Below are 20,562 nucleotides of genomic sequence, written 5' to 3'. Positions count from 1 at the left end.
TGACCCCAGCCATGCCGATCTGGTTCGCATACACGTTGATCGTGTTGCTGATCATCACGAGCGTCCTGCTCACCCTGCTGATCCTGCTCCACCGAGGTAAGGGTGGCGGGCTGTCGAGCATGTTCGGCGGCGGCGTCAGCTCCAGCCTGGCGGGGTCGTCGGTGGCCGAGAAGAACCTGGACCGTTACACCGTTCTGGTGGGCATCGTCTGGTTCGCCTGCATCGTGGGGCTCGGCCTCTGGCTCCGGCTGCAACTCGACGGCGCCGCCTGAGCAGCCCGTCAAGTCGTACAATCTGCGCGCGGTCCGTCCCCCGACGGGCCGCGCGCAGTTCGTTTCACCCCGCTGCACCGCGTCGCCCGCCGCCCTCCCGAGCGGCGGTCCCCTCCGACGACAGGAGCGAGCAGCCGTGCCGAACGGCCACGTCATCCGGGGCTCGCGGGTCGGGTCCGCACCCGTCCGCCCCGCCGAACGCTACGAGCCGGCTCCCTGCCGGCCGGTCGCCTACTGGTGCCGCAACGGGCACCAGACACAGATCAGGATCGCCGCCGAGGCGGAGGCGCCGCCGGTCTGGGACTGCCCGCGCTGCGGCCACCCGGCCGGCCAGGACGCGCAGAACCCGCCCGGCCGGGCGCGGTCCGAGCCGTACAAGAGCCACCTGGCGTACGTGAAGGAGCGGCGCACCGACGCCGAGGGCGAGGCCATCCTGGCCGAGGCGCTCGCCGCGCTGCGCCGCCGCCGCGGCGCCGGCTGACCCGGGCCCGCCACCCTGTCCGAGCCGTCTGTCCGGGCCGCGACGGCCCGGCGGGGTCGCCGCTTGGCTCAGCGCAGGCTGCGCAGCCGGGCCGGCACGTCGGCCGCCGCGGCCCGGTCGAGCAGCCAGAGGGTACGGCCGGTGCCCTGCACCCCGGCCGCCGGCACCTGCACCGGCCCCGCGCCGGCCAGCGCCATGCCGACCGCGTGGGCCTTGTCCGCCCCGCTGGCGATCAGCCAGACCTCCTCGGCGGTGTTGATCGCCGGCAGGGTGAGCGTGGTGCGCACCGGCGGCGGCTTCGGGCTGCCCCGGACCGCGCTCACCGGCCGGCTCTCGTAGTGCACCGGGTGCTCCGGGAAGACGGAGGCGACGTGCCCGTCCTCGCCGACGCCGAGCAGCAGCACGTCGAAGTGGGGGAGCAGGGCGGTGCCCGGCCGGGCCGCGGCGGCCAGCTCGGCGGCGTACCGGGCGGCGGCCTCCTCCGGGTCGGCGCCGGCGTCCGAGGCCGGCATCGGGTGGACCCGGGCCGGGTCCAGCGGCACGGCGTCCAGCAGCGCCGCCCGGGCCTGGGTCTCGTTGCGCTCCGGGTCGCCGGCCGGCAGGAACCGCTCGTCGCCCCACCAGACGTCCACCCGGGACCAGTCCACCGCGTCCCGGGCCGGCAGCGCCGCCACCGCCCGGTAGACCGCCGCGGCGATCCGCCCCCCGGTCAGCACCATCGCCGCCTGCCCCCGCGCGGCCTGCGCGTCGAGCAGCCGGACCACCAGCCGGGCCGCCACGGTCTGCGCCAGCAGGTCGGCGTCGGCGTGGACGGCGACACTCGCCTCACTCATTCGTGTGCCTTCGTTTCCCGACCGCTCGGCGGTCGCTGTCCATGATCCCCGCCCCCGGGGCCGGGCCCGGCCGTCGGGGCGCTCAGTGCTCGGCGCTCGTGCCGGCGTGCGCGGTGACCCCCGCCTCGGCGCGCTGCGCGGTGGCCGGATCCTTCCAGACGTGCACCCGCTGGCCCGGGCGCTGCTCCAGGCCGGTCAGCCCGGCGGCGGCGCCGAGCGCCTCCGCGTACACCTGGTCGGCGTCGAGCCGGCGCAGCTCCTCGGCCAGCTCGTCGCCGAGCGGGCGGCGCACCAGCGGCAGCTGACGGTCCTCCTGGCCGGTCCGGCGGAACGTGGCCACGCTGTCGTCCCGGGTCAGCGTCAGCTCGTCGCCGTTGGCGCAGCGCAGCTGCACCTCACGCATCCGGGGGAACTGGTCGGTGGTCTCCCAACGCGGGGTGATGCCCAGCCGGCTGCCCAGCCAGCCGATCATCAACGCGGCCGTCGGGTCGCTGCCCGGCGCGACCACTGTCGCCTCGGTGACCCGCGCCTGGGTGGTGTCGAACGCCCCGGCCACCAGCGTGCGCCACGGCGTGATCCGGGTCCAGGCCAGGTCGGTGTCGCCCGGCGCGTAGTCCCGGGCGCGCTGCCGCAGCGCCTCGATCGGGTCCGCGGCCTGCGCGGTGTCGGTGATCCGCCGGTCGGCCACCACGCCGAGGAAGTCGGTCGCGATCTCCTCCGGCGGTTCGCCGTGCCACCAGGTCACCACCGGCACGTCCGGCACCAGCAGCGGCATCACCACCGACTCGGCGTGCAGCGCGAGCCGGCCGTACATCCGGGTGACCACCGCCTCGCCCGGGCCGAGCCGGCCGCCGACGACGATCTCCGCGTCCAGCCGGTTGCGGTCCCGCTCGACGTCCGAGCGGACCACCACCACCAGCCGGCACGGGTGGGCGGCGGACGCTATGGTCGCCGCCGCCTCCGCCTCGCGGACCCGCTTCTCGTCCACCACCACGATCAGCGTGAGGGCCATCCCGCTGGCCACCCCGCCGGCGCTGCGACGCTCGGCGGCCAGCGCCTTGACCACCTCGTTGCCGGTGGTGTCCCACAGGCCGATCACTGGAGCCTCCCGGTCCGTCCGTGCCCGATGATTCGCTCGCTCCGCGCGGTCATGCCCGCCGCCAGGCGCGGCCCTCGCGGGCCAGCATCTCGTCGGCGGCCCGCGGACCCCACTCGCCGGCCCGGTACGGCTCCGGCTTGGTGCCCGCCCAGGCGTGCTCCAGCGGGTCCACCACCTGCCAGCTCTGCTCGACCTCGGCGGCGTCCGGGAAGAGGGTGCGGTCGCCGATCAGCACGTCCAGCACCAGCCGCTCGTACGCCTCCGGGCTGGACTCGGTGAACGCCTCGCCGTACTGGAAGTCCATCGCGATGTCGCGGACCTCCATCGTGGTGCCCGGCACCTTGGCGCCGAACTTCAGCACCACTCCCTCGTCCGGCTGCACCCGGATGACCAGCTGGTTGTTGCCCAGCGACTCCATGTCGGCCGGGTTGAACGGCAGGTGCGGCGCCCGCTTGAACATGATGGCCACCTCGGTGACCCGCCGCGGCAGCCGCTTGCCGGCCCGGATGTAGAACGGCACCTCGGCCCAGCGCCGGTTCTGGATGCCCAGCCGCACCGCCACGTACGTCTCCGTGGTGGAGTCCGGGGGGACCCCCTCCTCGTCCAGGTAGCCCACCGCCCGCTGGCCGCCCACCCAGCCGGGCAGGTACTGGCCGCGCACGGTGCCCTGGGAGACGTCCTTGGGCAGCGTGATCGCCTTGAGCACCTTGAGCTTCTCGGTGCGGATCTCGTCGGCGTCGAAGCTGGTCGGCTCCTCCATCGCCACCAGCGCGAGCAGCTGGAGCAGGTGGTTCTGGAGCACGTCCCGGGCGGTGCCGACCGAGTCGTAGAACGCGGCCCGGGTGCCGATGCCGACGTCCTCGGCCATGGTGATCTGCACCGAGTCGACGTACTTGGAGTTCCACAGCGGCTCGAACAGGTTGTTGGCGAACCGCAGGGCGAGGATGTTCTGGACCGTCTCCTTGCCCAGGTAGTGGTCGATCCGGAAGACGTCCCGGCGGGTGAAGACGTCGTCGACCAGGTCGTTGAGCGCCTTCGCCGAGGGCAGGTCGTGGCCGAACGGCTTCTCCACCACCACCCGGCGCCAGCCGCCCGACTTCTCGTTGTCGGCCAGCCCGGTACGGGCCAGCTGCTTGAGCACCACCGGGAACGCGGCCGGCGGGATGGAGAAGTAGAAGGCCGCGTTGCCGGGAATGCCGTGCGACTGGCGCAGCTCGTCCAGGCAGCGGGCCAGGTGGTCGAAGGCGGCGTCGTCGTCGAACGAGCCGCCGACGAACTTGATGTTGCCGGCCAGCCGCGCCCAGACCTCCTCCCGCCACGGGGTGCGGGCGTGCTTCTTCGCCGCCTCACAGGCCAGCGTCTCGAAGTCGCCGTCGCCCCAGTCCCGGCGGGCGAACCCGAGCACCACGAAACCCGGCGGCAGCAGGCCGCGGTTGGCCAGGTCGTACACCGCCGGGAGCAACTTCTTCCGCGCCAGGTCACCGGTGACCCCGAAGATCACCAGAGCGCACGGCTCCGGGATCCTCGGCAGCCGCCGGTCCTGCGGGTCGCGCAGCGGGTTCACGCCGCCTCCTCGCTCCGCGTGGTCCACGTCGTTCATCGTCACGCCCGCAGCGCCCCCGTCGCATCGAGCAGCTGGGCCAGCCCCGCCGACCGGTCGGTCAGGTGCAGCCGCAGCACCGGGCGCTGCCGCCCGGCCAGCGCCTGCCGGTCGCCGGCGGCCTGCGCCGCCTGCAACTCGCCGAAGGTGTACGGCTTGCCCGGCACCGGCAGGTCCTCGGTGACCGCGCCGGTCAGCTGGAGGTAGCTGCCGACCTGCGGGCCGCCCTTGTGGTACTGGCCGGTGGAGTGCAGGAACCGGGGACCCCAGCCGAAGGTGACCGGGCGTCCGCTGGCGCCGGCGAGCAGCGGCCGCAGCCGGGCCGCGTCGGCGTCGGCGAACCGGTCGAGGTACGCCATCACCGCCAGGTAGCCGTCGTCGCCCAGCCCGTCGACCAGCCAGCGCAGCACCCCGGCCAGGTCTCCCGGGGCGCCCGCCGGGGCGTACACCTCGATCGCGCCCTCGGTGAACGACGGCGTCTCCGCCGGCGGGCCCGAGGCCAGGATCGCGTTGGTGTTCTCCTTGCTCTCGGTGACGTTCGGCTGGTTGAACGGGTCGATGCCGAGCACCACGCCGGCGACCGCGGTGGCGTACTCCCAGGTCAGGAACTGGGCGCCGAGGGGGCCGTTGACCGCGATGTCCGGGGTGGCGCCGCCGCCCGGCTGGTCGCCGGGGGCGAGCGCGCCGCCGTAGCTGACGGTGAGCACGTCGGGCCCGGTGGCGCCGGGGCTCCGCGGCGACTCGACCACCACCGGCAGGATGCCGACCCCGGCCTTGCCGGTGGACTCGGCGATGAGCTGCTCGGCCCAGTCGCCCAGGCCGTCGATGCCGGTGCCGTCGGCGATCAGCGCGACCTTGTCCCGGCCGGTGGTGGCCGCCGCGCCCAGCGCGGCGCCGAGCGCCAGGCCGGGGTTGTCGGTGTCCCGGCCGAGCGCCTCGGACAGCGCCTCCGCCTGGTCCAGCAGCTCGGCCACCTCGACCCCGGCCAGCGCCGACGGGACCAGCCCGAAGGCGGTCAGCGCCGAGTAGCGGCCGCCCACGTCCGGGTCGGCCAGCACGGTCATCGCGCCCATCTCGACGGCGGTCTGCTCCAGCGGCGAGCCCGGGTCGGTGACGATGACGAAGTGCCGGCCGGCCTCCGCCTCGGTCATCCCGGCGTCGAGGAACGCCTGCCAGTACGCCCGGCGGTGGCTGTCGGTCTCCACCGTCGAACCCGACTTGCTGGCCACCACCACGACGGTGCGCTCCAGCCGGTCGGCCAGCGCGGCGCGCACCTGACCCGGGTCGGTGGTGTCCAGCACGGTCAGCTGCTTGCCGAGGGTGCGCGCGATGACCTCGGGGGCCAGCGAGGAGCCGCCCATCCCGGCGAGCACCACGTGGTCCAGGTCGGCCAGCTCCGCCTTCAGCGCGGCGAGCTGGGGGAGCAGCTCCCGGCTGCGGCGGTGGGTGTCCACCCAGCCGAGGCGGATCTTCGCCTCGGCCTCGGCGTCCGGGCCCCACAGGGTGGCGTCCTTCGCGGCCAGCCGGCCCGGTACGCCGCCCGCGACCAGCGCCTGCCGGGTGGAGGCGGGAGCCGACCGGTCGACCGCGTCCGCCCCGTGCACGGCGACCCCGGCGGCCGCCTCCACCGGCCCGGCCAGCAGGTCGCTCATGCCGCCGCCTCGCTTCGCTCGGCGGCGGCGTGCGGCACCGAACTGATGGTCCGCTCGCTCACGCGTTGCCCCCCGCCTGCTGCGCGGCCCGGGCGTTGTCCTTGGCGGCCCGGCCGGGGTGGCCGGTGCCCTGCCCGGCGGCGGCCAGCGACTTGCGCACGCCGTCGATCAGCTCCTGCCAGCTGGCCTCGAACTTCTCCACGCCCTCGCGTTCCAGCACGGCGATCACGTCGGACATGTCGACGCCCACCGACTCGAGGTCGGCGAAGACCTTCCGGGCGTCGTCGTACGCCCCGGTGACGGTGTCGGCCTGGGTCTCGCCGTGGTCGGCGTAGGCGTGGATCACCGGCTCGGGCATGGTGTTGACGGTGCCCGGGGCGATCAGCTCCTCGACGTAGATGACGTCCCGGTAGTCCGGGTTCTTGGTCGAGGTGGAGGCCCACAGCGGCCGCTGCGGGTGGGCGCCGGCGTCGGCCAGCGCCTGCCAGCGGTCGGAGGAGAAGACCTCGGCGTACCGCTCGTACGCCAGCCGGGCGTTGGCGACGGCGGCCTTGCCGCGCAGCGCCTTGGCCTGCTCGGAGCCGATCTTCTCCAGCCGCTTGTCGACCTCGGTGTCGACCCGGGAGACGAAGAAGGACGCCACCGACCCGATCTTGGACAGGTCGTGGCCGTTCGCCTTCGCCTGCTCCAGACCGGCCAGGAACGCCTCCATCACCTGGGAGTAGCGGTCCAGCCCGAAGATCAGCGTGACGTTGACGCTGATCCCCTGGGCCAGGGTGGCGGTGATCGCCGGCAGGCCGGCCTCGGTGGCCGGGATCTTGATGAAGAGGTTGGGCCGGTCGATCAGCCACCACAGCGCACCGGCCTCGGCGACGGTCTTCTCGGTCTCGTGCGCCAGCCGGGGGTCCACCTCGATGGAGACCCGGCCGTCCACCCCGCCGCTCGCGTCGTACGCCGGCCGCATCACGTCGCAGGCCCACCGCACGTCGTACGTGGTGAGCATGCGGACGGCCTCCTCGACGTCCACCCCACGGATGGCGAGGTCCTTGAGCTGCCAGTTGTACTCGTCCGCGTCGCTCAGCGCCTTGGCGAAGATGGTCGGGTTGGTGGTCACCCCGACCAGGTGCTGCTCCCGCCGGAGCTGGTCCAGCCCGCCGGAGCTCAGTCGCGTCCGGGAAAGATCGTCGAGCCAGATCGCCACGCCCGCGGCGCTGAGCTCGCCCAGTCTGTCCGTCATGCCGTCCACGCTCCCTCAGTTGCCGGTGGTGAAACCGGTGATGTCGCCCACCCGGGTCAGGGCCGCGTGCGCGGCGGCCACGATCCGGTCAGGGGTGAACCCGAACTGCTCGAAGAGCACGGAGTGCGGGGCGCTCGCCCCGTAGTGCTCCAGGCTGACGCTCTCGCCGCAGTCGCCGACGATCGCGCGCCAGGACATGGCGATGCCCGCCTCCACGCTCACCCGTGCCTTTACCCCGCGCGGCAGCACCGACTCCCGGTAGGCCTCGTCCTGCTCGGCGAACCACTCCTGGCAGGGCATCGAGACGACCCGGGTGGGCGTGCCGTCCGCCTCCAGCCGCTCCCGCGCGGTCAGGCAGAGCTGCACCTCGGAGCCGGTGCCGATGAGGATCACCTGCGGCTTGCCGGTGGACGCCTCGGCCAGCACGTAGCCGCCCTTGGCCACGCCCTCCGCGCCGGCCAGCGTCGACCGGTCGAAGGTCGGCAGCGCCTGGCGGCTGAGCGCCAGCGCGGTCGGCCGGTCGGTGTGCTCCAACGCCTGCCGCCAGGCCCAGGCCGTCTCGTTCGCGTCGGCCGGGCGGACCACGTCCAGGCCCGGGATGGCCCGCAGCGCGGTCAGGTGCTCCACCGGCTGGTGGGTGGGGCCGTCCTCGCCGAGGCCGATCGAGTCGTGCGTCCAGACGTAGACCACCGGCAGCTTCATCAGCGCGGCGAGCCGGACGGAGGGGCGCATGTAGTCGCTGAACACCAGGAAGGTGCCGCCGTACGGGCGGGTGCCGCCGTGCAGGGCGATGCCGTTGAGGATCGCCCCCATGGCGTGCTCGCGGATGCCGAAGTGCAGCGTGCGGCCGTACTCGTGGCCGGGGAAGTCCTTGGTGGCGTGGGTGGCCGGGATGAAGGAGGGTTCGCCCTTCATGGTGGTGTTGTTGCTCTCGGCCAGGTCGGCCGAGCCGCCCCACAGCTCCGGCAGCACCGGCGCGAGCGCCTCCAGCACCTTGCCGGACGCGGCCCGGGTGGCGATGCCCTTGGCGTCGGCCGGGAACTCCGGCAGGGCGTCCGCCCAGCCCTGCGGCAGCGTCCGGGTGGCCAGCCGGTCCCACAGCGCCCGGCGCTCCGGGTTGGCCTGCGCCCAGGCGTCGAACGCCCCGGTCCACGCGCGCTGGGCCTCCGCGCCGCGCTCCATCACCCGGCGGGCGTGCCCGAGGACCTCCTCGTCCACCTCGAAGGTGCGCTGCGGGTCGAAGCCGAGGATCTGCTTGGTGGCGGCCACCTCGTCGGCGCCGAGCGCCGAACCGTGGATCTTGCCGGTGTTCTGCTTGTTGGGGGCGGGCCAGCCGATGATGGTGCGCAGCGCGATGAAGGAGGGGCGGGTGGTCTCCGCCTTCGCCGCCAGCAGCGCCCGGTGGAGCGCCTCCACGTCCTCGTGGTAGTCGCCCTGGTCGGCGTCGCCGCGGCGCCAGTCGACCGTCTGCACGTGCCAGCCGTACGCCTCGTAGCGGGCCGCCACGTCCTCGCTCTTGGCGATCCGGGTGTCGTCCTCGATGGAGATCTCGTTGTCGTCGTAGATCACGCAGAGGTTGCCCAGCTGCTGGTGCCCGGCCAGCGCGCTGGCCTCGTGGCTGATGCCCTCCTCGATGTCGCCGTCCGAGGCGATGCACCAGATGTCGTGGTCGAAGACCGAGGTGCCCGGCTCGGCCTCCGGGTCGAAGAGGCCGCGCTCGCGGCGGGCCGCCATGGCCATGCCGACCGCGTTGCCCAGGCCCTGCCCGAGCGGGCCGGTGGTGGTCTCCACGCCCGGGGTGTGCCCGTGCTCCGGGTGGCCCGGGGTGAGCGAACCCCACTGCCGCAGGGACTTCAGGTCGTCCAGGCTCATCGGGTAGCCGGAGAGGAAGAGCTGGATGTAGAGGGTGAGGCTGGAGTGGCCGGCGGAGAGCACGAAACGGTCCCGGCCGGGCCAGTTCGGGTCGGCCGGGTTGTGCCGCATGACCCGGTTGAAGAGCAGGTACGCCGCGGGCGCCAGGCTCATCGCGGTGCCCGGGTGGCCGTTGCCGGATTTCTCCACGGCGTCCATGGCCAGCACGCGGACGGTGTCGACGGCCCGGCGGTCGAGGTCGGACCAGTTCAGTGCGGGGTGCTCGGGACGGTTGGCAGCCACGATGGTTGTGCTCCTCGGCAGATGGGCGGAACCCTCACTGATGACCCTATCGAGCGGTCCTAAACGTCCGCCCGGGGATCTCTGCATGCTGGTCTGTACGTGTCCGGGCGGATCGACGTTCGATCCCGCGACGGTGTGACGGCTGGCACCGTTGCCGGGTCGGCCGGGCAGCCAAAACGACAGCGCGTAGTGTGTGGGGCGGTGTGTGGACCCGAACCGGGCCCGGCCGACCGACCTCCCCTGCCGACGCCGGAAGGTGGCAATCCGTGAGCATGATCACCGACCGCCCCGTCAGCACCCCTGCCGGGCAGCAGCCGGTGCGCACGGCGGCCAAGGAGGCGGTGGCGGCGCCCCGGGACATCCGGGCGGTGCTGTCGGCGTACGTCGCGCTGACCAAGCCGCGGATCGTCGAGCTGCTCCTGGTCACCACCGTGCCGGCGATGATGCTCGCCGACGGCGGCCTGCCGTCGCTCTGGCTGGTCGCGGTGGTGCTGGTCGGCGGCTCGCTCGCGGCCGGCGCGGCCAGCGTCATCAACTGCTACATCGACCGCGACATCGACCAGGTGATGCGGCGCACCAAGCGCCGCCCGCTGCCGGCGCACACGGTGACCCCGCGCAACGCGCTGATCTTCGGGCTGGTGCTGGCGGCGGTCTCGGTCGCCCTGATGGCCGCGTTCACCAACCTGCTGGCCGCCGGGCTCACCCTGGCCGCGATCGTCTACTACGACGTGGTCTACACCCTCTGGCTCAAGCGCACCACCACGGCGAACACGTTCTGGGGCGGCGCCTGCGGGGCCGCGCCGGTGCTGATCGGCTGGGCGGCGGTGACCGGGTCGCTGGCGCCGGCGGCGTGGGCGCTGTTCGCGGTGGTCTTCTTCTGGCAGATGCCGCACTTCTACCCGCTGGCGATGAAGTACAAGGACGACTACGCCCGGGCCGGCATCCCGATGCTGCCGGTGGTGGCCTCCACCCGCCGGGTGAACGCCGAGATCATCATCTTCGCCTGGCTCACCGTGGCGTCGTCGCTGGCGGTCTGGCCGCTGGGGATGAGCCCGATCTACGGGCTGCCCACCCTGGTCGTCGGCGCGATCTTCCTGGTCGAGGCGCACAAGCTGGCCCGCCGGAGCGCCCGGGGGCAGGCGGTCAAGCCGATGCGGCTGTTCCACTGGTCGACGACCTACCTGACCATCCTCTTCGCGGCCGTCGCGCTGGACGCCCTGATCTGACCCACGCCCGACGGGCCGACCGGCCCGTGTCGGCCGGGCCGCGGGGCGGCTGGACCCTTTCCGGGCGGGCGAGCAGGGCTCGACAAATCACCATCATGGATGAGTTGTCCGGGTATCACGTCACATCCGAGTAACTTTCGGCATGAGTCCGATGGGCTCAACCTGTACCGGGCCGCAGTGGTTTGCCGGGCCGCTTTGCCAGCGGAAGTCCGGATATAACCGGGCGAATCGCCTGTGGTTCTCCTTAAACCTCGAGGTAATTGGCATCACAAAAGGTTCATGGTTCTCGCCCGCCCGGGTGGAAGTCTGCTTAGGCTTCGCGTCATGGCAGATGGTTCCGATACGACGCTGACGGCCGAGCAGACCGCTCCCGAGCAGGCCCCGAACGGCCTGGTCGCGGGGATCAAGTCGTTCGCCGCCGGGCACGGCGGCGCGAAGGCGGTCATCGAGTACGTCGGCAAGCGGGGCGCACGCATCGTCCTGGTGGGCGCGGACGGGGCGTGGGGCGACCAGTTCGCCGACGACACCGTCGTCGCGCGGCAGGCCTGCGCCAAGGCGGGGGTCGCGGTCGAGAACGCCTGGGAGCGTGAGCTGATGGACCAGATGCGTCCGAGCAACGACCTCTGGCGGTCCATGGCACGACGCACGATGGCCCGCTGACCTTGACCGACCACCACCAGTCGACCCGGGGGGAACCCCGGGTCGCTCTCGTCACCTGTACCGAACTGCACGACCTCGACCCGGACGACCGGCTGGTGCTCGCCCCGCTGGCCCGGCACGGCGTCGCCGCCGAGCCGGTGGTCTGGGACGACCCGGCCGTCGACTGGGCCGGCTACGCCCTCGCCGTGCTGCGCTCCCCGTGGGACTACGCGCTGCGCCGCGACGAGTTCGTCGCCTGGGCCGCCACGGTGCCCGCCCTGGCCAACCCGGCCGACGTGGTCCGCTGGAACACCGACAAGCGCTACCTGGCCGAGCTCTCCGCGGCCGGGGTGCCCACCGTGCCCACGTCCTGGGTCGCGCCCGGGGAGAGCTGGCAGCCGCCCGCCGACTCCGGCGAGTACGTGGTCAAGCCGGCGGTGAGCGCCGGCAGCCAGGACACCGGCCGGTACGACCTGGCCGACCCCGAGCACCGGGAACTGGCCGTGGCGCACGTCCGGCGGCTCTCCGCCGCCGGCCGGGTGAGCATGGTCCAGCCGTACCTGCGGGCGGTGGACACCGCCGGCGAGACCGCGCTGCTCTTCCTGGCCGGCCCGGACGGCCTGGCGTTCAGCCACGCGATCCGCAAGGGGCCGATGCTCACCGGCCCGGACCTGGGCGTGGCGGGGCTCTACAGGCCCGAGGAGATCACCGCGCGAACCGCCACCGAGGAGCAGTTGGCGGTGGCGGAGAAGACCCTGGCGGCGGTGCCGGGTGGCGCGGAGCGGCTGCTCTACGCCCGGGTCGACCTGATTCCGGGCGCGGACGGCGCGCCGGTCCTGGTCGAGCTGGAGCTCACCGAGCCGTCGCTCTTCCTCGGCCACGCCGACGGCGCCCCCGAGCGGCTGGCCGCCGCCATCCGCACCCACCTCGACCGCCGGCCCTGACCCGCCGGCCCTGACCGGCGCCAGGCACACCCACCGGCCCCGCCGGTCCGCCCCGCCGCGGACCGGCGGGGCCGGCCCACGTTCGGCCGGCTTCCGCCGTCACAGCCGCCGCACCACGTGCCGGATGTAGCGGCCTCGACGGCGGGGGAGTCCGCAACATCGCGGATGTGGTGATGTTCCGCCGGTGCGCGTTTCCGGGTCGGGTGAGCGGCCAACGCGAGGGCCGCCCTGTGGTCGCCGGCCGGGCGGGGGAGCCCGGTTGAGGCGGCCGGTGAGCGTGGGGCCGCGCCGGGCGCGGGGTCAGGCGGTGGCGGGGACCGGTTCGGCGGCCGGGGCGGCGGGAACGGGCTCGACGGTGACCGGGCGGCGTTCCCGGGTCGACCAGAGCACCGAGAGCGTGGCCAGCAGCACCAGGCAGGAGCCGAGCATGTGCGCGCCGACCAGCAGCGCCGGCAGGTGGGTGAAGTACTGCACGAAGCCGATCAGGCCCTGCCCGAGTTCCACGGCGACCAGCACCACGGCGGCCCGCTCGGCGCGCCGGGCGCCAACCGCCCGGAATGCGAAGATCAGCGCCACCGAGAGCCCGATGAGCAGGAACACCCCGTCGGCGTGCACCTGCGAGATGGTCTCCGGGTCCAGGCCGTTGCGGCTGGCTCCCTGGTCGCCCGCGTGCGGGCCGCTGCCGGTCACCCAGGTGCCGACCACGAGCACCGCCACGCTCGCCAGCGTGGTCAGCAGCGTCAGGGTGCGCAGCGGGGCGGGCACCACCGGCACCGCCGGCACGTCCGGGTCCTTGATCCGCCGCCAGAGGGCGTACGCGGCCGCGATCACCACCATCGAGGCGAGGAAGTGCAGCCCGACCACCCAGGGGTTCAGGTTGCTCAGCACGGTGAACCCGCCGATCACCGCCTGGGCCGGGATGCCGAACAGCACGGCGACCGCGAGCGGCAGCACCCCCTGGCGCCGGGGCCGGTGCAGCAGCACCGCCAGCACCACGGCCGCCGCGATGATCCCCACCGCGAAGGTGAGCAGCCGGTTGCCGAACTCGATCGCCCCGTGCACGCCCATCTCGGCGGTGGCGACGTAGGACGCGTCGGTGCACCGCGGCCAGGTGGGGCAGCCGAGGCCCGAGGCGGTCAGTCGGACGGCCCCGCCGGTGACCACGATCCCCACGTTCGCGATGATGGACGCGAGGGCGAGTCGGCGCAGCAGGGCGGCGGACACCGGAAACCGGACGGGACGCTTCACGGCGCAAATCCTACGCACCGTAGTGATCGAGGATCGTACGACTCCGCCCGGACGGTGGTTCGGATCACCGGGACCCGGGTTTGCGGGCCCCCAGCGAATTACGTAACGTTGGCGTTGTGAAAAACGCGGCGAGCCTTCCCGGGCACCAGCCGGCGACCGCTCCGGTCGCCGGCGACGGCGCCAGGTCGCCGCGCGGCGTGAGACGCGCCGAGCTGGAGTCGTCCGCGTCCGCCACGGATCTTTCCACCCGCGACCGGGTCACCCAGCTGCTGCTGGAGCGGGGCGCGACCACCGCCGCGCAGCTCGGCTCGGCGCTCGGGCTCAGCCCGGCGGCGATCCGCCGGCACCTCGACGCCATGCTCGCCGAGGGTGACGTGGTCGCCCGCGAGCAGACCGTGCGCGGCCACCGCGGCCGCGGCCGCCCGGCGAAGGTGTTCCTGCTGACCGACGCGGCCCGGGTCCGCTGCGGCACCCACCACTACGACAACATGGCCACCGCCGCGCTGCGCTGGATCGCCCGCAACGGCGGGTCCGCGGCCGTCGCGGCGTTCGCCGCCGAGCAGGTCGCCGCCCTGGAGGCGCGCTGCCGCACGGCGATGGAGGACGCCGGCGACGACCCGCTCGCCCGGGCGGAGGCGCTCGCCGCCGCGCTGACCGCCGAGGGCTACGCTGCCAACGCGTCCACGATCGCCTCGGGTGGCCAGCTCTGCCAGCACCACTGCCCGGTGGCGCACGTGGCCGCCGAGTTTCCCCAGCTGTGCGAGGCCGAGACCGCGGTGATCTCCCGTCTGGTCGGCACCCACGTGCAGCGCCTGGCCACCATCGCGCACGGCGACGGGGTGTGCACCACGCACATCCCGACCCAGCCGGGGCGTGCCCAGTCCGGTAAGACCGTCACCACTGTGAGGACAGATAGATGACCGAGCAGATCGTCCAGCCCCTGACCCAGGAGGAGCAGCTCGCCGCCCTGGGCCGCTACGAGTACGGCTGGGCCGACCCGGACGTCGCCGGGGCTTCCGCCCAGCGCGGCCTCAACGAGGCGGTGGTGCGGGACATCTCGGCCAAGAAGAACGAGCCGGCCTGGATGCTCGACCTGCGGCTGAAGGGCCTGCGGCTGTTCGACCGCAAGCCCATGCCGTCCTGGGGCGCCGACCTCACCGGGATCGACTTCGACAACATCAAGTACTTCGTCCGGTCCACCGAGAAGCAGGCCACCAGCTGGGAGGACCTGCCCGAGGACATCAAGAACACCTACGACAAGCTGGGCATCCCCGAGGCCGAGAAGCAGCGGCTGATCGCCGGCGTGGCGGCCCAGTACGAGTCCGAGGTGGTCTACCACAAGATCCGTGAGGACCTCGAGGAGCAGGGTGTCGTCTTCCTCGACACCGACACCGCCCTCAAGGAGCACGAGGACCTGTTCAAGGAGTACTTCGGCACGGTCATCCCGGTCGGCGACAACAAGTTCGCCGCGCTGAACACCTCCGTCTGGTCCGGTGGCTCGTTCATCTACGTGCCCAAGGGCGTGCACGTGGAGATCCCGCTGCAGGCCTACTTCCGGATCAACACCGAGAACATGGGCCAGTTCGAGCGGACGCTGATCATCGTCGACGAGGGCGCGTACGTGCACTACGTCGAGGGCTGCACCGCGCCCATCTACTCCTCCGACTCGCTGCACAGCGCGGTGGTGGAGATCATCGTCAAGAAGAACGCCCGGTGCCGCTACACGACCATCCAGAACTGGTCGAACAACGTCTACAACCTGGTCACCAAGCGCGCCGTGTGCCACGAGGGCGCGACCATGGAGTGGATCGACGGCAACATCGGCTCCAAGGTCACCATGAAGTACCCGGCGGTCTACATGACCGGCGAGCACGCCAAGGGCGAGGTGCTCTCGGTGGCCATGGCCGGTGAGGGCCAGCACCAGGACGCCGGCGCCAAGATGGTGCACGCCGCGCCGCACACCAGCAGCACCATCGTCTCCAAGTCGATCGCCCGCGGCGGCGGCCGCACCTCGTACCGGGGCCTGGTGCAGGTGCTGGAGGGTTCGCACCACAGCGCCAGCACGGTGAAGTGCGACGCGCTGCTGGTCGACACCATCTCCCGCTCCGACACCTACCCGTACGTCGACATCCGTGAGGACGACGTGTCGATGGGGCACGAGGCGACCGTCTCCAAGGTCAGCGAGGACCAGCTCTTCTACCTGATGAGCCGGGGCCTGAGCGAGGACGAGGCGATGGCGATGATCGTGCGCGGCTTCATCGAGCCGATCGCCAAGGAGCTTCCGATGGAGTACGCCCTGGAGCTCAACCGCCTGATCGAGCTCCAGATGGAGGGCGCGGTCGGCTGACCCCGACCCGGGCGGCGACCAGCCCGACCCGCTTGCGGGGCCGCGCGGACGCCGGCCCACTGCGGGGCCGCGCGGACGCCGACCGTCTGGCCGGGCCGCGCGAACACCGACCGACCCTCCGACCAATGACACCGTCGTTCGCAGAACAGACCAAGGAAGAGATGACTACCCAGGCTTCCGCGCCGCCCAGCACCAAGTCGCAGGCGCTCCGCTCGTACGACGTCGCCGACTTCCCGGCCCTGACCGGCCTGGAGGAGGAGTGGCGCTTCACTCCGCTCAAGCGCCTGCGTGGGCTGGCCGGTGGGGCGCAGGCCGCCGCCGGCACGGTCCGGCACGAGCACGGCGACCTGCCGGCGGGCGTCACCGTCACGCGCGTCGGCAAGGACGATCCGCGGGTGGGCAGCGTGCTCACCCCGTTCGACCGGATCAGCGCGCTGGCCTACGGCGGGGCCGAGCAGGCGCTGCTGGTGCAGGTCGCGCGGGACGCCGTGGTCGCCGAGCCGGCGACCGTGCGGGTGGTCGGCTCGGGCGTCGACGGCCTGGCCTTCGGGCACACCTTCGTCGAGGTGGGCCGGTTCGCCGAGGTGACCCTGGTGCTGGAGCACGTCGGCTCGGCCACGCTGGCCGACAACGTCGAGGTGAGCGTGGCCGACGGGGCGAAGCTGACCCTGGTCACCATCGCCGACTGGGCCGACGACGCGGTGCAGGCGCAGCACCTCAAGGTCAAGCTGGGCCGGGACGCCAAGGTGATCCACGTCCAGGTCAGCCTCGGCGGCGACCTGGTGCGGCAGTACACCAGCGTGGAGTACACCGAGCGGGGCGGCGAGGCCGAGCTGTACGGCCTCTACTTCGCCGACTCCGGCCAGCACCTGGAGCACCGGCAGCTGGTCGACCACGCGGTGCCGGACTGCCGCAGCTACGTCGGCTACCGGGGCGCCCTGCAGGGCGAGAGTGCGCGCACCGTCTGGGTGGGCGACGTGCTGATCCGGGCCGAGGCGACCGGCACCGACACGTACGAGATCAACCGGAACCTGCTGCTCACCGACGGCGCGCGGGCGGACTCCGTACCGAACCTGGAGATCGAGACCGGCGAGATCGCCGGCGCCGGGCACGCGAGCGCGACCGGCCGGTTCGACGACGAGCAGCTGTTCTACCTGATGGCCCGGGGCATCCCGGAGGCCGAGGCGCGCCGCCTGGTGGTGCGCGGGTTCTTCGCCGAGCTGATCAACAAGATCCCGGTCGAGGAGCTGCGCGAGCGGCTCGGCGAGGCCATCGAGGCGCGGTTGGCCAAGGCGGGCGCCTGATGATCCGGATCTGTTCCACCGAGGACGTGCCGAAGGGGACCGCGATCAGCGCGGACGTCGACGGCACCCAGATCGCGCTGGTGCACGGCGAGGACGGCGAGTTCTACGCCGTCTACGACGAGTGCTCGCACGCCGCGGTCGCCCTCTCCGAGGGCGAGGTGGAGGGCTGCACGCTGGAGTGCTGGCTGCACGGCTCCCGCTTCGACCTGCGCACCGGCGAGCCCACCGGGCTGCCCGCCACCGAACCCGTACCCGTTTACCCCGTCGAAGTCCGCGACGGCGACATCTACGTCAGCCTCACGCCGAGCAATGGAGTGACCCGATAATGAGCACCCTGGAGATCCGTGACCTGCAGGTGTCGGTCAAGCTGCCCGAGGGTGAGCTCAAGCCGATCCTGCACGGCGTCGACCTGACCGTCCGCTCGGGCGAGACCCACGCGATCATGGGCCCGAACGGCTCCGGCAAGTCCACCCTGGCCTACTCGATCGCCGGCCACCCGAAGTACGAGATCACCGGCGGCTCGGTGACCCTCGACGGCGAGGACGTGCTGGACATGTCCGTCGACGAGCGGGCCCGCGCCGGCCTCTTCCTGGCCATGCAGTACCCGGTCGAGGTGCCCGGCGTCTCGGTGGCCAACTTCCTGCGTACCGCCAAGACCGCCATCGACGGCGAGGCGCCGAAGCTGCGCACCTGGGGCGGCGAGCTGCGCGGGGCGATGGAGCGGCTCCAGATGGACCCGGCGTTCGCCCAGCGCAACGTCAACGAGGGCTTCTCCGGCGGTGAGAAGAAGCGGCACGAGATCGTGCAGCTGGAGCTGCTCAAGCCGAAGATGGCCATCCTCGACGAGACCGACTCCGGCCTGGACGTGGACGCGCTGCGCGTGGTCAGCGAGGGGGTCAACCGGGTCCGCGACACCGGCGACACCGGCCTGCTGCTGATCACCCACTACACCCGGATCCTGCGCTACATCAAGCCGGACCACGTGCACGTCTTCGTCGCCGGCCGGATCGTCGAGCAGGGCGGCCCGGAGCTGGCCGACAAGCTCGAGGAAGAGGGCTACGAGCGGTACGTCGCCGGGGCCGGTTCGGCGCGGGCCTGAGGCGCGGAAGGGTCGCTGAGATGACCACCATCGCGATCCCATCCGGGATGCCGCAGTACGACGACGTGCCGCGTTACGACGTGGCCACGGTGCGCGCCGACTTCCCGATCCTGGACCGGGAGGTCAACGGGCACCGGCTGGTCTATCTCGACAGCGCCAACACCTCGCACAAGCCGCGGCAGGTGCTCGGCGTGCTCGCCGAGCACTACGCCCGGCACAACGCCAACGTGTCCCGCTCGGTGCACACGCTGGGCACCGAGGCCACCGAGGCGTACGAGGGCGCCCGGGCCAAGGTGGCCGCGTTCATCAACGCGCCGAGCGTGGACGAGGTGGTGTTCACCAAGAACTCCACCGAGGCGATCAACATCGTGGCGTACGCCTTCTCGAACGCCTCGCTGCGCCCGGACGGCGACCCGCGCTTCCGGCTCGGCCCCGGCGACGAGGTGGTGATCTCCGAGATGGAGCACCACTCGAACATCGTCCCGTGGCAGCTGCTCTGCGAGCGCACCGGCGCGACCCTGCGCTGGTTCCCGGTGACCGACTCGGGGCGGCTGGACGAGTCCGGCCTGGACGACCTGGTCACCGAGCGGACGAAGATCGTCTCGCTGGTGCACATGTCGAACATCCTCGGCACGGTCAACGCCACCGCGCGGATCACCGAGCGGGTCCGCGAGGTGGGGGCGCTGCTGCTGCTGGACTGCTCGCAGTCGGTGCCGCACATGCCGATGGACGTGGTCGACTACGACGCCGACTTCATCGTCTTCACCGGGCACAAGATGTGCGGGCCGACCGGCATCGGCGTGCTCTGGGGGCGGGCCGAGCTGCTGGCGGCGATGCCGCCGGTGTTCGGCGGCGGCTCGATGATCGAGACGGTGGCGATGGGTGGCTCCACCTTCGCCGCGCCGCCGGCCCGGTTCGAGGCGGGAACCCCGCCGATCGCCGAGGCGGTCGCGCTCGGCGCCGCGGTGGACTACCTCTCCGGCATCGGCATGCGGGCCATCCAGTGGCACGAGAAGGAGCTGACGGCGTACGCGCTGGACGCCCTCGCCACCGTGCCCGGCCTGCGGATCTTCGGGCCGACCGTGCCGGTGGGCCGGGGCGGGACGATCTCCTTCGCCCTCGGCGACGTGCACCCGCACGACGTGGGGCAGGTGCTCGACTCGCTCGGCGTGCAGGTGCGGGTCGGCCACCACTGCGCCCGCCCGGTCTGCACCCGGTTCGGCGTGCCGGCCACCACGCGGGCCTCGTTCTACCTCTACACCACCACCGAGGAGATCGACGCCCTGGTGGCGGGCCTGGAGCAGGTGCGGAAGGTGTTCGGCTGATGCAGCTCGACCAGCTCTACCAGGAGATCATCCTGGACCACTACAAGCACCCGCACGGGCGCGGCCTGCGCGACGCGGACGACCCGGCGGACCAGGTCGCCGAGGCGCACCACGTCAACCCCACCTGCGGTGACGAGGTCACCGTCCGGGTCGCCACCGACGGCGACGTGCTGCACGACGTCTCGTACGACGGGATGGGCTGCTCGATCAGCCAGGCGTCGGCGAGCGTGCTGCACGAGCTGCTGACGGGCCGGCGCGCCGGGGAAGCTTTCGTGGTGCACGAGGCGTTCGTGCAGTTGATGTCCGGTCGTGGTCAGGTCACGCCGGACGAGGACGTGCTCGGCGACGGGGTGGCGTTCGCGGGTGTCGCCCGCTACCCGGCCCGGGTGAAGTGCGCGCTGCTGCCGTGGATGGCGTTCAAGGACGCCGCGGCACGCGCCGGCGTGGGCGCGAGCCCTTCGGAGGTTAAGGCATGAGTAGCGAGGACACCGCCACCGCGGCGACGCCGTCGACCGAGGGTGCCGCCGGCACGCCGGTCGCCGGCGCGGCGGGCGGCAAGGCCGCCGTCGCCGACATCGAGGAGGCGATGAAGGATGTCGTCGACCCCGAGCTGGGCATCAACGTGGTCGACCTGGGCCTGGTGTACGGCGTGCACGTCGACGACGACAACGTCGCCACCCTGGACATGACGCTCACCTCGGCGGCCTGCCCGCTCACCGACGTGATCGAGGACCAGGCCCGGCAGGCGCTGACCACCGGCCCGGGTGGCGGCCTGGTGAGCGACATCCGAATCAACTGGGTCTGGCTCCCGCCGTGGGGCCCCGACAAGATCACCGACGAGGGCCGCGACCAGCTCCGCTCCCTCGGCTTCAACGTCTGACCCGTCCGGTCACCGTCGAGCGCGGCGCCCCCTCGGGGCGCCGCGCTCGACGCGTCTCACCCCCGCCGCGCTCGCTGGGGCTCCACGATCGTCTGCTGGTGAGCGGGCGCGGGCAGCCCTGTCCAGCAGCAGACGATCACGGGGTCACAGGGCCGCGGAAATCGGTGGCGGGGGTGGGGGAGCGGGCGCAGGATGGGCGGGTGTTCGAGACGTACCGGATGA

Annotated in this window: 20 protein-coding genes; 13 read left to right on the top strand and 7 right to left on the bottom strand. The window is 72.7% G+C overall.

The window, feature by feature from the left end:
- Nucleotides 1-11 precede the first annotated feature (11 nt).
- Both secG and SM577_RS00295 read left to right on the top strand, forming a co-directional pair.
- Entirely contained in the window at nt 12-272 is a 261-nt protein-coding gene (gene secG, locus SM577_RS00300; protein ID WP_088992894.1) for a preprotein translocase subunit SecG, read from the top strand.
- Between the two features lie 136 nt (nt 273-408).
- Nucleotides 409-753, top strand: coding sequence for an RNA polymerase-binding protein RbpA (locus SM577_RS00295; RefSeq protein WP_474580489.1), 345 nt, complete (start codon nt 409-411; stop codon nt 751-753).
- A 68-nt stretch (nt 754-821) separates the two neighbouring features.
- On the opposite strand, the gene pgl is transcribed toward SM577_RS00295, so the two are convergent.
- From pgl to tkt, 6 genes are all read right to left on the bottom strand, one after another.
- The gene (pgl, locus tag SM577_RS00290) at nt 822-1,586 is read right to left on the bottom strand and encodes a 6-phosphogluconolactonase (protein ID WP_302921752.1); all 765 of its coding nucleotides are present in this window, start codon (nt 1,584-1,586) and stop codon (nt 822-824) included.
- An 82-nt stretch (nt 1,587-1,668) separates the two neighbouring features.
- Nucleotides 1,669-2,685, bottom strand: a complete 1,017-nt coding sequence (locus tag SM577_RS00285) for a glucose-6-phosphate dehydrogenase assembly protein OpcA (protein WP_302921753.1) — start codon at nt 2,683-2,685, stop codon at nt 1,669-1,671.
- 49 nt (nt 2,686-2,734) lie between these two features.
- Nucleotides 2,735-4,285, bottom strand: a complete 1,551-nt coding sequence (gene zwf / locus SM577_RS00280; RefSeq protein ID WP_474580578.1) for a glucose-6-phosphate dehydrogenase — start codon at nt 4,283-4,285, stop codon at nt 2,735-2,737.
- Between the two features lie 2 nt (nt 4,286-4,287).
- Nucleotides 4,288-5,937 carry a glucose-6-phosphate isomerase gene (locus SM577_RS00275; protein ID WP_474586027.1) on the bottom strand — a complete coding sequence of 550 codons (1,650 nt, stop codon included), beginning with the start codon at nt 5,935-5,937 and terminating at the stop codon, nt 4,288-4,290.
- A gap of 58 nt (nt 5,938-5,995) precedes the next feature.
- Complete coding sequence (gene tal / locus SM577_RS00270; protein ID WP_474586026.1) at nt 5,996-7,174, bottom strand: transaldolase; 1,179 nt, start codon at nt 7,172-7,174, stop codon at nt 5,996-5,998.
- Nucleotides 7,175-7,189: 15 nt separating this feature from the next.
- The gene (tkt, locus tag SM577_RS00265) at nt 7,190-9,328 is read right to left on the bottom strand and encodes a transketolase (protein WP_302921757.1); all 2,139 of its coding nucleotides are present in this window, start codon (nt 9,326-9,328) and stop codon (nt 7,190-7,192) included.
- Between the two features lie 266 nt (nt 9,329-9,594).
- On the opposite strand from tkt, the gene SM577_RS00260 reads away from it, so the two are divergent.
- From SM577_RS00260 to SM577_RS00250, 3 genes are all read left to right on the top strand, one after another.
- Entirely contained in the window at nt 9,595-10,554 is a 960-nt protein-coding gene (locus tag SM577_RS00260; RefSeq protein WP_474580493.1) for a heme o synthase, read from the top strand.
- A 324-nt stretch (nt 10,555-10,878) separates the two neighbouring features.
- The gene (locus tag SM577_RS00255; RefSeq protein ID WP_088992902.1) at nt 10,879-11,214 is read left to right on the top strand and encodes a hypothetical protein; all 336 of its coding nucleotides are present in this window, start codon (nt 10,879-10,881) and stop codon (nt 11,212-11,214) included.
- 2 nt (nt 11,215-11,216) lie between these two features.
- Nucleotides 11,217-12,137 (top strand): ATP-grasp domain-containing protein, encoded by a 921-nt coding sequence (locus tag SM577_RS00250; protein WP_474586025.1) that lies wholly within the window; start codon nt 11,217-11,219, stop codon nt 12,135-12,137.
- Nucleotides 12,138-12,437: 300 nt separating this feature from the next.
- Here the strand turns inward: SM577_RS00250 and SM577_RS00245 are convergent, their stop codons facing one another.
- Complete coding sequence (locus SM577_RS00245) at nt 12,438-13,403, bottom strand: COX15/CtaA family protein (RefSeq protein WP_302921761.1); 966 nt, start codon at nt 13,401-13,403, stop codon at nt 12,438-12,440.
- Between the two features lie 179 nt (nt 13,404-13,582).
- Here SM577_RS00245 and SM577_RS00240 point away from each other — a divergent pair, with 179 nt between their 5' ends.
- From SM577_RS00240 to SM577_RS00205, 8 genes are all read left to right on the top strand, one after another.
- Nucleotides 13,583-14,305, top strand: a complete 723-nt coding sequence (locus SM577_RS00240) for a helix-turn-helix transcriptional regulator (RefSeq protein WP_474580494.1) — start codon at nt 13,583-13,585, stop codon at nt 14,303-14,305.
- Nucleotides 14,302-15,732 carry a Fe-S cluster assembly protein SufB gene (sufB, locus tag SM577_RS00235; RefSeq protein WP_302921764.1) on the top strand — a complete coding sequence of 477 codons (1,431 nt, stop codon included), beginning with the start codon at nt 14,302-14,304 and terminating at the stop codon, nt 15,730-15,732. Before SM577_RS00240 ends, sufB begins: the two co-directional genes overlap by 4 nt.
- A 161-nt stretch (nt 15,733-15,893) precedes the next feature.
- Nucleotides 15,894-17,036, top strand: coding sequence for a Fe-S cluster assembly protein SufD (sufD, locus tag SM577_RS00230; RefSeq protein ID WP_474586024.1), 1,143 nt, complete (start codon nt 15,894-15,896; stop codon nt 17,034-17,036).
- Nucleotides 17,036-17,362: a non-heme iron oxygenase ferredoxin subunit gene (locus SM577_RS00225; protein ID WP_167185851.1), complete on the top strand. Its 327-nt coding sequence runs from the start codon at nt 17,036-17,038 to the stop codon at nt 17,360-17,362. Before sufD ends, SM577_RS00225 begins: the two co-directional genes overlap by 1 nt.
- On the top strand, nt 17,362-18,135 hold the full coding sequence (sufC, locus tag SM577_RS00220) for a Fe-S cluster assembly ATPase SufC (RefSeq protein ID WP_302921768.1): 774 nt from the start codon (nt 17,362-17,364) through the stop codon (nt 18,133-18,135). The genes SM577_RS00225 and sufC overlap by 1 nt, the downstream gene beginning before the upstream one ends.
- Nucleotides 18,136-18,155: 20 nt before the next feature.
- Nucleotides 18,156-19,460: a cysteine desulfurase gene (locus SM577_RS00215; RefSeq protein WP_302921769.1), complete on the top strand. Its 1,305-nt coding sequence runs from the start codon at nt 18,156-18,158 to the stop codon at nt 19,458-19,460.
- Nucleotides 19,460-19,936, top strand: a complete 477-nt coding sequence (sufU, locus tag SM577_RS00210; RefSeq protein ID WP_302921771.1) for a Fe-S cluster assembly sulfur transfer protein SufU — start codon at nt 19,460-19,462, stop codon at nt 19,934-19,936. Before SM577_RS00215 ends, sufU begins: the two co-directional genes overlap by 1 nt.
- Nucleotides 19,933-20,340, top strand: a complete 408-nt coding sequence (locus SM577_RS00205) for a metal-sulfur cluster assembly factor (RefSeq protein WP_302921772.1) — start codon at nt 19,933-19,935, stop codon at nt 20,338-20,340. Before sufU ends, SM577_RS00205 begins: the two co-directional genes overlap by 4 nt.
- Nucleotides 20,341-20,562 lie beyond the last annotated feature (222 nt).

The organism is Micromonospora desertarenae, from assembly GCF_056150265.1.
Note: the sequence above shows the minus strand (reverse complement) of the source record. Positions and strands in the feature narration are given on the sequence as shown.